This is a genomic window from Candidatus Pelagadaptatus aseana (assembly GCF_040362265.1).
GTDB classification, from domain to species: domain Bacteria; phylum Pseudomonadota; class Gammaproteobacteria; order Pseudomonadales; family Cellvibrionaceae; genus Pelagadaptatus; species Pelagadaptatus aseana.
The window spans coordinates 71,269-83,195 of the sequence record NZ_BAABNJ010000003.1 but is presented as its reverse complement, the minus strand read 5'-3'; the positions used below and the strand labels follow the sequence as shown (position 1 = coordinate 83,195).

14 protein-coding genes are annotated in these 11,927 nt (G+C 50.1%); 5 read left to right on the top strand and 9 right to left on the bottom strand.

Annotated elements, in window-relative coordinates; all coding sequences use genetic code 11:
- Nucleotides 1-60: 60 nt before the first annotated feature.
- The 3 genes from bfr (ACPXV9_RS05150) to ACPXV9_RS05140 form a co-directional block, all read right to left on the bottom strand.
- Nucleotides 61-528, bottom strand: coding sequence for a bacterioferritin (gene bfr / locus ACPXV9_RS05150; protein ID WP_423895185.1), 468 nt, complete (start codon nt 526-528; stop codon nt 61-63).
- A 36-nt stretch (nt 529-564) separates the two neighbouring features.
- Entirely contained in the window at nt 565-1,029 is a 465-nt protein-coding gene (gene bfr / locus ACPXV9_RS05145; protein WP_423895183.1) for a bacterioferritin, read from the bottom strand.
- 267 nt (nt 1,030-1,296) lie between these two features.
- Complete coding sequence (locus ACPXV9_RS05140; protein WP_423895181.1) at nt 1,297-2,223, bottom strand: GGDEF domain-containing protein; 927 nt, start codon at nt 2,221-2,223, stop codon at nt 1,297-1,299.
- A gap of 278 nt (nt 2,224-2,501) precedes the next feature.
- Here ACPXV9_RS05140 and ACPXV9_RS05135 point away from each other — a divergent pair, with 278 nt between their 5' ends.
- Entirely contained in the window at nt 2,502-3,167 is a 666-nt protein-coding gene (locus tag ACPXV9_RS05135; protein WP_423895179.1) for an energy-coupling factor ABC transporter permease, read from the top strand.
- 17 nt (nt 3,168-3,184) lie between these two features.
- Here ACPXV9_RS05135 and ACPXV9_RS05130 read toward each other — a convergent pair whose 3' ends face one another.
- Together ACPXV9_RS05130 and ACPXV9_RS05125 are read right to left on the bottom strand one after the other, a co-directional pair.
- Nucleotides 3,185-4,567, bottom strand: a complete 1,383-nt coding sequence (locus ACPXV9_RS05130) for an ATP-binding protein (protein WP_423895177.1) — start codon at nt 4,565-4,567, stop codon at nt 3,185-3,187.
- A 19-nt stretch (nt 4,568-4,586) separates the two neighbouring features.
- Nucleotides 4,587-5,276, bottom strand: coding sequence for a response regulator (locus tag ACPXV9_RS05125; RefSeq protein WP_423895175.1), 690 nt, complete (start codon nt 5,274-5,276; stop codon nt 4,587-4,589).
- A gap of 231 nt (nt 5,277-5,507) precedes the next feature.
- Here ACPXV9_RS05125 and fldB point away from each other — a divergent pair, with 231 nt between their 5' ends.
- The gene (fldB, locus tag ACPXV9_RS05120) at nt 5,508-6,050 is read left to right on the top strand and encodes a flavodoxin FldB (RefSeq protein WP_423895173.1); all 543 of its coding nucleotides are present in this window, start codon (nt 5,508-5,510) and stop codon (nt 6,048-6,050) included.
- A 69-nt stretch (nt 6,051-6,119) separates the two neighbouring features.
- Here fldB and cmoB read toward each other — a convergent pair whose 3' ends face one another.
- Together cmoB and cmoA are read right to left on the bottom strand one after the other, a co-directional pair.
- Nucleotides 6,120-7,091, bottom strand: coding sequence for a tRNA 5-methoxyuridine(34)/uridine 5-oxyacetic acid(34) synthase CmoB (cmoB, locus tag ACPXV9_RS05115; RefSeq protein WP_423895171.1), 972 nt, complete (start codon nt 7,089-7,091; stop codon nt 6,120-6,122).
- Entirely contained in the window at nt 7,088-7,828 is a 741-nt protein-coding gene (cmoA, locus tag ACPXV9_RS05110; protein ID WP_423895170.1) for a carboxy-S-adenosyl-L-methionine synthase CmoA, read from the bottom strand. Before cmoA ends, cmoB begins: the two co-directional genes overlap by 4 nt.
- Before the next feature lie 132 nt (nt 7,829-7,960).
- Between cmoA and ACPXV9_RS05105 the strand changes: the two genes are divergently transcribed.
- The gene (locus tag ACPXV9_RS05105; RefSeq protein ID WP_423895168.1) at nt 7,961-9,598 is read left to right on the top strand and encodes a response regulator; all 1,638 of its coding nucleotides are present in this window, start codon (nt 7,961-7,963) and stop codon (nt 9,596-9,598) included.
- Between the two features lie 21 nt (nt 9,599-9,619).
- The gene (locus tag ACPXV9_RS05100; protein WP_423895166.1) at nt 9,620-10,318 is read left to right on the top strand and encodes a sensor histidine kinase; all 699 of its coding nucleotides are present in this window, start codon (nt 9,620-9,622) and stop codon (nt 10,316-10,318) included.
- Between the two features lie 33 nt (nt 10,319-10,351).
- Here the strand turns inward: ACPXV9_RS05100 and ACPXV9_RS05095 are convergent, their stop codons facing one another.
- On the bottom strand, nt 10,352-10,966 hold the full coding sequence (locus ACPXV9_RS05095; protein WP_423895164.1) for a helix-turn-helix domain-containing protein: 615 nt from the start codon (nt 10,964-10,966) through the stop codon (nt 10,352-10,354).
- Between the two features lie 45 nt (nt 10,967-11,011).
- Nucleotides 11,012-11,350 carry a MazG-like family protein gene (locus tag ACPXV9_RS05090; protein WP_423895162.1) on the bottom strand — a complete coding sequence of 113 codons (339 nt, stop codon included), beginning with the start codon at nt 11,348-11,350 and terminating at the stop codon, nt 11,012-11,014.
- A gap of 139 nt (nt 11,351-11,489) precedes the next feature.
- Between ACPXV9_RS05090 and arfB the strand changes: the two genes are divergently transcribed.
- Nucleotides 11,490-11,909, top strand: a complete 420-nt coding sequence (gene arfB, locus ACPXV9_RS05085) for an alternative ribosome rescue aminoacyl-tRNA hydrolase ArfB (protein ID WP_423895161.1) — start codon at nt 11,490-11,492, stop codon at nt 11,907-11,909.
- Nucleotides 11,910-11,927 lie beyond the last annotated feature (18 nt).

The window sequence follows — 11,927 nt, the reverse complement described above, 5'->3', positions numbered from 1 at the left end:
AAAAAAACGCCGCGGGGTGCGGCGTTTGGCGGGTTTTGGTCAGCGATGCGCTGCAACCATTTACATCTGAGACTGGATGTAGTTTTGCAGCCCGATTTTGTCGATCAGACCCAGTTGTTTCTCCAGCCACCAGGCGTGGTCGACTTCAGTGTCTTCCAGCAGTTTTTCAAGAATGTTGCGGCTTTCGTAATCGCTCTCTTGTTCGCAGATCTTGATGGCGTCCTTGAGCGCTTTATCGACAGCGTATTCTACGTCGAGATCGCTTTGCAGCATTTCCGGTACGGTTTTCCCAATATTGATGGGTGTACGAGTGACCATATCAGGTGTGCCTTCGAGAAACAGAATACGCTCGATCAGAGCTGCGGCATGGCCTTTTTCATCGTCAAACTCGTGATCGATACGCTCAAACAGTTTCGAGATACCCCAATCGTCGTACATGCGAGAGTGGATAAAATACTGGTCCATGGCTGCCAGTTCATAACCAAGCAGACCGTTGAGAGCCTTGATAACCTTGTCGTTGCCTTTCATTGTTAAATCTCCGCTTAAATCGTTGCTGTCTGATGGTTACATCTGTGATTGCAGGTAGTTTTCCAGACCGGTGTTGTCGATCAGGTACTCTTGAGCTTCCAGCCAGTCAATGTGTTCTTCTTCATAGCTCAGAATGTCTTCAAGAATATCGCGACTGACATAGTCCTGAGCGGTTTCGCAGTAGGCAATAGCATCTTTCAGTAGCTTGTGCTGCTCCTGCTGAAAGGCCATATCACACTGGAGCATTTCCTTGGTGTGTTCACCGATGCGGATCTTCTCCAGATGCTGCAGGTTGGGTAAACCTTCAAGAAACAGGATGCGCTCAATCAGATCGTCTGCCTGTTTCATATCCTTGATGGATTTCCTGTAGCTCTTGTTATTGAGCTCTTCCAGTCCCCAATTGCGGTACATGCGCGCGTGGAGAAAATACTGGTTGATTGAGGTGAGTTCCAGTGTCAGAACCCGGTTCAGATAGTCGATAACCTTGGCGTCGCCTTTCATGATGTTGTCCTAAACCCAAGTGAAACGGTTGGTTTTTTGAATCGTCGACCAAGTCTAGGGCAGGTGTCAGCCTTTGTCAAAAAAACCTTTTAAAATCAATAGGTTGTAAATAGTAATAAGAAATATTTTCATTCTTTTAGGAGAGGCTTTATCAATTGATAAGAATTATTGTTACGGCAGAACAGCAGGCATGATCAGCAATCGGGCAATAAAAAACCCCTGACACCCGGAGCATCAGAGGTTGTTGGTTCTAAGTCAGTGCGACGCTCAGGCCTTGGGGAGCGTCTCTGTCACCACACGGTTCCGACCTGAGCGCTTGGCCCGATACAGGGCTTTGTCGGCCCGATCAAACAGGCTGGTGTTGTCATCGCCCTGATGCAGGGTGCTAACACCAATACTGACGGTGGTTTTAATCAATTCTTTGTGGCTTTCCACCTGCAGGGATTCGATGAACTTGCGAACTCTCTCAGCGATCAGCGAAGCGCCCTGCAGATCGGTTTTACTGAGGATGACCATAAATTCTTCTCCGCCGAAACGGAACGTCATATCGGTCTGGCGTGTGACCTCGGCAATACTTTGAGCCACTTCTTTGAGTACATCATCGCCGCAGACATGGCCGAACTTGTCGTTGATGTTTTTAAAGAAATCAATATCAATGGCCAGAATCGACAGCGGCTGCTCATAGCGTTGGGCCAGCAGAATTTCACGCTCGAGAGACTGATCCATTCCTGCTCTGTTGCCAGCGCCGGTCAGGGGGTCTCTCAAGGCACTCAGAAGTGCCTGACGGTAGTGGACAGCGTTGCGAAGTGGAAAGATCAGGGCGCTGATCAGCCCTTCGATGGTTTCCAGCTCCGGTTCAGCAAAACGGCGGCTGCGTGAAAATGTCAGCTCGCCCAGACTTTCCTGCTGCAGGTTCAGGCGATAGTCGACATGATGCGCACTCTCTTTACCGAGACTGAAGGTCTGGGTAAAAGCGATGGGATTTTTGTAGACCATGCCTCTGACTGGCACAATGGACTGTAACTGTTCAAAGAACATTTCCAGAATGCGGCTGATGTCCAGTGATGTCTGCAGCGACTGGGTCAGATGAAACAGGGTTTCCGTCGAGTCATTCTGTCTGACCGGAGGGCGTAAACGGACGGCGTTATCCTTAGCTGACGCTACACTTCCTAAAGTTCTAACCGATGTGACCATAACCTGATCCTGTCGTTTCCTGTATTGGGGCATCAAAGCCAGATGGCAAAACACCCGCAGTGAGTTATTGTGTTGCCTGTTCTGCGAAATGTGTGCCAGTTTTATTTAAAGGCTTTAATATCCTTTAAAAACAATGGGTTATAGGTTGTTTAGGGCGGCTGAGGGTTTGTTGTTTGGACGGCTTTATGACGGTGGCGCAAGTTTTAACAGGTGATTTATTGCCGCTGCCAATATATTGGCGGCAAAAATTGTCGGCCAGATGTTACTGAGAGGGTTCGTTGAGTTTTTTAACGGTATTGAATTTCTGGCAGATGCTGCCGGGCTTGATTTTGGCGATTCCCGCTTTGCTCTGGGGGCTATGGCATGCCCCATGGAAGCAGTTGCATCAGCGGCAGGAGCGCCAGCATCTGTTTTTCGCTTCCATTTTACTGCTCGCGCTGTTCTGGCAGTTGCAGATTGAGATACGGGATGAGTTGCTGTTGCATCCTATTGCCATGAATGTGGTGACCATGATGTTCGGCGCACCTCTTGCCTTGTTATCCGGGAGTGGCGCACTGCTTCTCACGCATTTGTTTAACCAACAGCCCTGGTCGGTATTGCCATTTGAATTGGTGACCATGGTGTTGGTTCCGGTTGCGGTGGTGAGCCTGCTATTGAAACTGATTCACCGCATCCCCGATTCCAACCTGTTTTTTTATCTGTTTGGTGCGGCTTTCTTTGGCGCGGTACCCACATTACTGGCGGTGGGTGTATCCAGCTGGCTGTATCTGTTGTGGATCGACAATGCCGGTTTGTTGGCGCTGTTTGAAGAGTATGCCTACTTACTGCTGTTGATGATGTTTCCCGAGGGGTTTATCAATTGTGCCGTTGCCACTGTGGTTACGGTGTTGCGACCGGATCTGATGAAAACCTTTGATGAGGAAAAATATCTGGATGATAAATAGATTCTGAGGTTAATCGATTATTCATCCAGATTGGTTCGGGGCAGGTTGATTTCAACTTCCAGACCGGTCGGATCGACGTTTTTGGCGCTGATGGTACCGTGGTGCAGTTTGATGGTGCGCTCGGCAATGGCCAGTCCCAGGCCGTAGCCACCACTCTCACGATTGCGGGCCTCACAGGTTCGGAAAAACGGCTTGAAGATACCCTTAAGGTTTTCTTCAGGCACCCCGGGGCCCTGATCCTGAAAGCGAATGCAGTAGTTTTCGCCACACTGATCGAGTAACACGTCGATGGTTGTGGCTTCGGCGGTATAGTGCACGGCGTTACGTAACACATTGTCAAATACGCCGACCAGTGTGTTGCTCCGGCTCATGACAATAGCTTCATCCAGTTTGCTTCTGAAGATAACGTTAACCTGCTTGTCGTCGGCTTCCGGACGGTTTTGATCCACCACCAGCGAGAGCATGGAATTAAGCTCCACTACGTCATCGAGTTGCCAGCTTTGCTGATCGTTGATGGGTAGAGACAGGATGTTGGAAATCACATCATTAAGGTAGTCGGCAGCGTCCTTGATTCTGAAGAGTTCGTCTTTGATCTCATCGTTGGCCTTTTGCTGGACAATAGCCAGCGCTACTTGCAGGCGAGCCAGGGGCGATCTGAGCTCATGGGAGACATCCTTGATCAGGCGCTTTTGCTCCAGCATTGATTTCTGCAGATTGTCGGCCATGTAATTGAAGTTACGGGCCAGCTTGCTGAACTCCGTGTGGCCGCTACACACCCCATCAGAAATCCGGGCATTCCAGTCGCCTTCAGCCAGGCTCATGGTGGCCTTTTTGATGGTGTTGAAGTCCCTGCTCATATAGCGGGCAATAAAATAACAACACAGCCCCGTGATCAGGATGCAGGTCAGTAGAAAGATCCAGGCGTTGTTGAAAAACAGTTTCCAGCCAAAGCTGTTGTCGTTGGGAGGAGTGGCTATCAGTTTGACTCTGTGGCCATCAATCAGCTGAATCTGACGGACATAGACGGTGTACTGGTTGAGACGCTTGCGATAGAAGGGGTGTTTGTCGGTCACTTTGCCGGAGAAGGTTGCGACAGTTTCTGGCAACGGTCGCCGCAATACGTCTTCACCGGTTTCATCAAGAATATACAGGCTCTCAATAGCCCATTCCGGCATTTGCTGTAAGCCATGAGTGACTTCTTCGAGAGGGAAGTTAACCGCATTACTGACTATTTCCCTTAACAGGCGGCCGCCTGGTCCGTCAAAAGGATCATCGTGCTTTGCTACCAGATGTTTGTCTGCGCCCAGATTGAACCAGTGGGTAATAAAGCTGGAGCTCACCACGGTCAGGATCATTACCAGCCAGAAGGACAGAAAGATTTTGAAGTAGAGCTTGCTCATGTCTGGGTCGGGTAGCTGGTCACTGGATGGTCAACATATAACCGGCGCCGCGGATATTGATGATCAACTCTTTGTTGGCTCCGGCATTGGTCAGTTTTTTGCGAATATTGCTGACGTGGACATCAATGCTGCGGTCGTAGGGGGTCAGTTTGCGGTTGAGGGCTTTTTCGGTCAGTAATTCTTTGCTGATCACTTCACCGGCCGAGCGCATCAGCAATTCCAGAACGGTGAATTCTGCACCGGTCAGGGTGACGGGTTTCTCATCAAAAAATACCGAGTGGCTTTTGTTGTGCAGATAGAGCTGATTGACCTGGATTTCATCCTGGGCCGGTTCAGCTTCTTCCTCAGTGTTGCCGCGGCGTAAGATCGCCCGTAATCGAGCCACCAGCTCTCTTGGGTTACAGGGTTTGGGCAGGTAGTCATCGGCCCCCATTTCCAGACCAACGATACGATCGATGGTTTCGCCTTTGGCGGTGAGCATCAATATGGCGGTCTGCTTTTGTTCGCGGATTTTGCGCAAGGCTTCCAGGCCATTGAGTTTGGGCATCATAACGTCAAGCACAATGGCGTCGTAGTCTCTTTTCGACGCCTGTATAACGCCTTCTTCACCGTCGTGGGCGAGGGTGACTTCAAAGCCCTCGTTGATCAGGTATTCCCCGAGTAGTTTACTCAGTTCTTTATCGTCATCGACTAGTAGAAGTTTGCTCATATTGTTATGGGTATGGTCCGGCTGATTGATCTGTTGACGTAAGTTTGGCGCAATAATCTTTGTTTACCAATATGTCTAGGTTAACCAGTTGAGCTGAGACTGTCATGGCGCTATAACCGGCTTTTACCAATCTTAACACCGCCATTTTCATCTGGCCGGCTGATGGTTGCCTATCGCGATTAGAACTGGGAAAATTCGCCCCCGAAATCTAATAGCCAGCAGGGTGCTTCAGTGTCAAAAATTGGTCTTTTCTTTGGGAGTGACGAGGGCAATACAGAGTCCATTTCCTATCGTATCCAGCAACGGCTGGGTGAGGATAATGTGGATGTGCACGATATTGCCGATGTTACCCAGTTGGAATTTGCAGATTATCAATATGTGATTCTGGGTATTCCCACTTGGGACTTTGGCCAGATCCAGTCGGACTGGGAGGAGTTCTGGGACGATATTGCCGAGGTGGACTTCACGGGCAAACTGGTGGCATTGGTTGGCCTGGGTGATCAATTTGGTTATGGCGATTACTTTCTTGATGCCATGGGCATGTTGCACGATGTGATTGTGCCAAACGGCGCTACCATCGTCGGTTTGTGGCCGGTGGAAGGTTACGATTTCGATGCCTCAAAAGCACTGACTCCGGATAAAACCCATTTTGTTGGTCTGGCTCTGGATGAAGATCAGCAGGAAGAGATGTCCGCTGCTCGCCTGAATACATGGTGTGAGCAGGTAGTGGCCGAGTTCGGTCTGGCGCTTGCGGTAACCCCTCAGGACGATTGATTGCCGACATTGAGGTAGGGCGCCGTCAGGACCCTCGTGTTTCAATCATCGGTTATCAGGCTTCGGTGGTTATCCTGCTTCGGCGACAATCACGGCGCGAACCGGTGCCGGGTGACCTTCCGCTGTCCGGGAGCTGTCGTTGGGGTCGAGGAACTCCGCCAGTGAGTGGTAGGTCATCCACTCGGTGGCCCTTTGCTCTTCGGTGGTGGTGGTATTAATGTCCACGACTCTGGGGTTTTTAAATCCGCATTTGCGCATCCAAGAAACGAGTGTGTCGCAGCTGGGTAAAAACCAGACATTATTCATTTTTGCGTAACGTCCCTCCGGTACCAGCACCTCCCCGAGTTTGCCTTCGATCACCAGAGTCTCCAGTACCAGTTGGCCTCCCGGCCTCAGGGTCGCTTTCAGCTCACGCAGATGATCCATGGGTGAACGACGGTGATAGAGCACGCCCATGGAGAAAGTGGTGTCAAAGGCCTGCAGATCCGCTGGCAAGTCTTCAATTCCCAGAGGCAGTACATCCACGGGGGCTTCGCCGATAAAGTGCTTGATCATATTGAACTGCACAATAAAGCGCGGTGATGGGTCTATGCCAATCACCCGTTGTGCGCCTTCACCCAGCATGCGCCAGCAGTGGTAACCGTTGCCGCAACCCACGTCGAGAATGGTGCGATTATTCAGTTTGTCGAGATGGGGCAAAACCCGGTCCCATTTCCAGTCTGAGCGCCACTCGGTATCAATAAAACTGTCGTGAACCTGATAGGGGCCTTTACGCCATGGAATCAGTGCGCGCAGGCTTTGATCGATGAGCTTGAGAGAAGCTTCCGGCAAACGCTCTGAACTGGTGAGTGCCACTCGATCTTTCAGTTCGATTTGATCGGTTGTGACTTCTGGCAGTTGTGCCAGAGCATCAAGCCAACCGGGTAAATCACCGTAGCGGCGGGTGTTGAAGTTATCGGCCAGTTGTTGTGGCAGGGTATCGCACCAGTCTTCCAGTTGAGTTCCTTTGAGACTGTTGATAAAGGCTGTGAAGTCGATCATTTGATGGCAATCATGGAGGCAAAATTAAAACATTGGAACCAGACGTCAGAGCTGGCAAAGCCCGCTCGCTGCATGCGTTTAAGGTGGCTGTCCAGAGATTCCGGAATCAGCACGTTTTCAATGGCTGAGCGTTTCTGGGCAACTTCCAAATCGCTGTAGCCATTGGCACGCTTGAAGTTGTGATGCAGTTCGATCATCAGGTCGTCGTGCGGCTTGTCGCCAAACTCAATTTTTTCCGAGAGGATCAATATGCCACCCGGATTAAGCCCCTGATAGATGCTGTGAATGATGTCATCGCGTTTTTCCGGGGCAATAAATTGCAGGGTAAAGTTCAGTACAACGATCGAGGCATTGCTGATTTTTACGTCTTCAAGATTGGCACACATCAGGTCCACCGGCACTTCGCCACTGTCGGCGGCCATCACTTCCCGGCAGCGTTCTATCATGGCCGCAGAATTGTCGACGGCAACAATGTCGCAGTTGGCGGCCTGAATGCGGTGGCGCATGGCCAGTGTGGCCGCGCCCAGTGAACAGCCGAGATCAAAGCAGCGGCTGTCACTGCGGGCGTAGCGCTCAGCCAGATTGCCAATCATACTGATAATGGTGGCGTAGCCGGGCACAGAGCGCTTGATCATGTCGGGGAACACTTCCACCACTGACTGGTCAAAGCGGAAGCCTTTTACCTGCTCCAGCGGGTTGGCATAAAGCGTGTCCGGTTTGTCGTTAGATGTGGTCATGGTGATCATCGCGAAGTTGAATCTGGGCCGCAATTTTAATGGGTCGTCTGTGATCATGCCAATGTTGTCGTGAAATTTCTGTGGTTTCACTCTACTATTGAGCTGTGACCATTTTGGGGTATGGATTCAAATATGGCTTTTGGTGGATACGGTGGGCTGCAAGTCCTGGTAGTGGACGATTTCAACAATTTCCGCATTGCGGTGATTAAAATGTTGGAGGAGTTCGGCTGCCAGAATGTTGCGAGCGCCATTCATGGCAAAGCTGCAATTAAACATTGTGGCGAGCGTGCCTATGATCTGGTTTTGTGTGATTACAACCTGGGGCAGGGCAAGAATGGCCAGCAGGTGCTGGAGGAGTTGCGCCATAAAAACTTGCTTAAGCGCGAAAGTCTGTTTGTGATGGTGTCGGCCGAATCCAGTGTCAGCACTGTACTGTCGGCCTATGATGATTCCCCGGATGCCTATCTGACTAAACCCATTACCGGTAATACTCTGCGTAAGCGGCTTGATCGTCTTCTGCTGCAGCGCCAGGAGATGATGCCTGTCTTTCAGCAGCTTAACGACGGCAATACTGACGCGGCCATTGCTGTCGCTCGTACCGCCATTAACAGTGGTAGCCGGTATGCCACCAGCTACCAGAAATTACTGGGTGATCTGTTTCTGAAAAACGGCGATCTGGACGAGGCCGAAGCGGTTTTCAAGAAAATTCTGGAAGTCCGGGCTCTGGATTGGGCTCAGGTGGGGATGTCGACCGTGAAGTTGCGTCAGGGCGATGTGGATACCAGCATTGAGTGGTTGAAAAAAATCCTCAAAGACAATCCGTACTGCATGCAAGCCTATGATTTATTGGCTGAAGCCTACGATACCAAGCAGGATCTGGAGGCCAAGCAAAAAATTCTGGAATCGGCGGTGGGCGTTTCCCCTAAGTCAATCTTGCGACAAACGTCACTGGCCGAGACGGCAGAGGCCAATAACGACTTCTCGGTGGCGGCCAAAGCCTACAGTCGCTCAGTGCGTCTTGGGGCCCATTCCTGTCATGACCGTCTCAGCAATCACATGCAGTTGGGACGGGTCAGCGTTAAGTTGTTTGATGAGCATGATTCACATGCGTCTGATGTATCTAGGGAGGCGCTCAGAACACTGGAAAATGCCAATAAGCATTTTACTCTCGACAGTCAGGTGCAGCTGCAGACACAAATGCTTGAGTGTCAGTTACTACACAATCGTGGCGAGAAACTTCAGGCCAGTAAACTTTACGACGAAGTCAGGGAAAAGATTGATTCTCTGGGTGATGATCTGACGCTGGATTCCGAACTGGATCTGGTCAGTACCTATCGACAGTTGGATCAGAAAGATCGCGCCGACCAGTTACTGAAACAATTGCTCGAGAAGTACAAGGATGATGAGGCAGCACTGCGCAAAATTGATCAGTTGCTGGAAGAGCCGGTCAGTGATCACAATCGCAAGCAAGTGGCACGGCTTAATAAAGAGGGCATTGGTCATTACAAAAACAAAGATTACAAAGCCGCCATTGAGTGCTTCTCCCGTGCCAAACGCCTGTTTCCCAATCATCTTGGGGTGCACCTGAATCTGGTGCAAGCCATGGCCTCCGAGATGAAAGAGTATGGTATTCACGAAGAACAGATGGATATTTGCCTGAGTATTCTCAAGAAAGTCGAGTCGAGGATTTCTACCAGTCATCCTCAATTCAATCGCTATCGACAGCTGCAGGATATGATGCGGGTGTTGAGCCGCGAAGCGCACGCTTAAAAATAAGGTAAGAGAAACCCAATGACCGATAAAAGTAACCAGGCCGCGGATTTTTCCCTGATTTTGGCCTCCAGCGTTCACGATATGAAGAATTCTCTGGGGATGTTGCTGAATTCTCTGGAAGAGATTATCCGTGACACGCCACCCCAGAATGAGAAACAGTCCGAACAGTTCGGCGTACTGCAATACGAAGCTGCACGCATCAATACCGAGTTAATTCAGCTGCTGTCGATTTACCGGATGCAACATAATCGCATGCCGGTTCAGGTCGATGAGCATTATCCCATCGAAACACTGGAAGAGCAGATTGCCCGCAATCACATGTTATTTGAAATGCATGGCCTGAATGTTGAGGTGGATTGCGATGAGGATTTGTACTGGTATTACGATTCCGAGCTGGTTGGTGGCGTGGTGCACAATATTCTGGTCAACGGTGCCCGTTACTCCAAAGAGTCCATGAAAATGTCAGCCATTGTCGAGGACGATCAGCTGGTGATCACCATTGAAGATGATGGTGCCGGTTATCCGCAATTTATGTTGGGGGCTTTGGATCAGAGCTTTAAGCAGTCGGTAAGCTTTAGTGAAGGCAGCACTCATCTGGGCTTGTACTTTGCCCAGCAGACCGCCGAGATGCATAAGCGCGGTGAGGTTCAGGGGCGCATCGAATTGTGCAATGGCGGCAGTTTGGGCGGCGGGGTATTTAAGATTTACTTGCCCTGATGCCGGACAGGTCCCCAAAAAATAACCCGGAGTCTAACCCGGGTTATTCACTTCCTTTTCATTTCTCATAATGGTCAGGGCGTATTCAACCGAGGCGTCCTGATAATTGATCAGTCGCTCGAACTCTTCATCAGTAATGCTGCGCAGGGCATCGTGCTTGCGCAACAGATTGATAAAGCGTCTTTCCCGCTCGTACTGCTTTGGCAGTATGGTTACGCCCCAGGCATCGAGCTTTTGTTCCAGAGCCGGATTATAGGTACGGACAAATTTGATGATAAAGGGGATGGGGTCGTGGCGTGCAATCAGTGCGGCAATGCGCAAAATCATATCGAAGGGCAGGGTAGCCCGGCCTTCTTCCACTTCACGCAGGAGTTCATCGTCTTTCAGACCCAGTGCTTCAGATAGCTCAAGCAAATTCAGGCCAGCTACTTCCCGTGCGTCTTTAAGAAAACGTCCGGCATCGGCCATGGCCTGTATCCGCTCAGGATCCGCGGTTTTCATAAACACGTCTTTCAGCCAGTTGTCGGTGTACATCAGCGGGATGGCTGTCCCCGCTTTGGCCACATCCACTACGCTGGAGGTAATGGCTCCCGTGTAATTTCTGAGGGTTTTGAAAACGCCGGAACGGCGCGGCTTGTCATCACTCATAAAAATCGATTTCCCCTGAGTGCCCTTAGGTGAAAAGTGGTGGTGTTATTCATCCACGATTTCATCGTCAGGCATGCCCTGATAGCGGGCCGAATCCTCATCCATTTTGTTAATGATGGCGCTTTCCAAATCAATGTTTAGCTTGTTGGCTAGAGCCAGAATATTGAAAAAAGTGGTGGCCAGCTCCTGACTGATTATTTCTTTTCGGTCAGTAATTCTTGCAAGACTAAAGGACTCTTCTTCAGTAATCCACTGGAAATGCTCCAAAATTTTGGCCGCATTGACACTCAGTGCCGCTGAGAGATTCTTTGGGGTGTGGAATACATTCCAGTCATTGTCTTCACAGAGGTCGTTATAGCGATCGAGCAGCTCTTTCATGTCCATGGTGATTGAGTCCTTGGGAGAGTGATGCCTTGATTCGGCGTTTTTATACTTTATGTCACAAAATTATAGACCTTTTCTCTTCTTTCAACGATTTCTGACACGTAAACTCACAGGCTTTGTTTACTGGCATGCAATGTTTATGGCTGATTTGAAAATATCCAATACGGTGTCACTGAGTGAAGAGGATATTGAAATATCCGCAATCAGGGCTCAAGGAGCCGGAGGCCAGAACGTCAACAAGGTCTCAAGTGCCATTCATCTGCGTTTTGATATAGGCCAGTCTTCGTTGCCCGAGACCCTGAAACAGAAGCTGTTAGCGCTGAGTGACAGTCGTATCAGTCGCGAGGGCGTTATTGTGATCAAGGCACAGCAGTTTCGTACTCAGGAAAAAAATCGTGCGGATGCATTACAGCGTTTGGTGGCGTTGATCCGTTCGGCCAATGTGGTGCGTAAAAAACGCAGACCAACCAAACCGACCAAAGCCTCACAAAAGCGCCGTATGGATAAGAAAACCCAGCGTGGGGCCATCAAAAAAAATCGTGGTCGAGTGGATTATTAGAACCGGGTTCGCCTCGAT

Coding starts and splice junctions, on each gene's coding strand:
- ACPXV9_RS05095 (WP_423895164.1), bottom strand. CDS start 10,966: ATGAGTGATGACAAGCCGCGCCGTTCCGGCGTTTTCAAAACCCTCAGA.
- arfB (WP_423895161.1), top strand. CDS start 11,490: ATGGCTGATTTGAAAATATCCAATACGGTGTCACTGAGTGAAGAGGAT.
- ACPXV9_RS05125 (WP_423895175.1), bottom strand. CDS start 5,276: ATGAGCAAACTTCTACTAGTCGATGACGATAAAGAACTGAGTAAACTA.
- bfr (WP_423895185.1), bottom strand. CDS start 528: ATGAAAGGCAACGACAAGGTTATCAAGGCTCTCAACGGTCTGCTTGGT.
- cmoA (WP_423895170.1), bottom strand. CDS start 7,828: ATGACCACATCTAACGACAAACCGGACACGCTTTATGCCAACCCGCTG.
- ACPXV9_RS05090 (WP_423895162.1), bottom strand. CDS start 11,350: ATGGACATGAAAGAGCTGCTCGATCGCTATAACGACCTCTGTGAAGAC.
- ACPXV9_RS05130 (WP_423895177.1), bottom strand. CDS start 4,567: ATGAGCAAGCTCTACTTCAAAATCTTTCTGTCCTTCTGGCTGGTAATG.
- ACPXV9_RS05140 (WP_423895181.1), bottom strand. CDS start 2,223: ATGGTCACATCGGTTAGAACTTTAGGAAGTGTAGCGTCAGCTAAGGAT.
- ACPXV9_RS05100 (WP_423895166.1), top strand. CDS start 9,620: ATGACCGATAAAAGTAACCAGGCCGCGGATTTTTCCCTGATTTTGGCC.
- bfr (WP_423895183.1), bottom strand. CDS start 1,029: ATGAAAGGCGACGCCAAGGTTATCGACTATCTGAACCGGGTTCTGACA.
- cmoB (WP_423895171.1), bottom strand. CDS start 7,091: ATGATCGACTTCACAGCCTTTATCAACAGTCTCAAAGGAACTCAACTG.
- ACPXV9_RS05105 (WP_423895168.1), top strand. CDS start 7,961: ATGGCTTTTGGTGGATACGGTGGGCTGCAAGTCCTGGTAGTGGACGAT.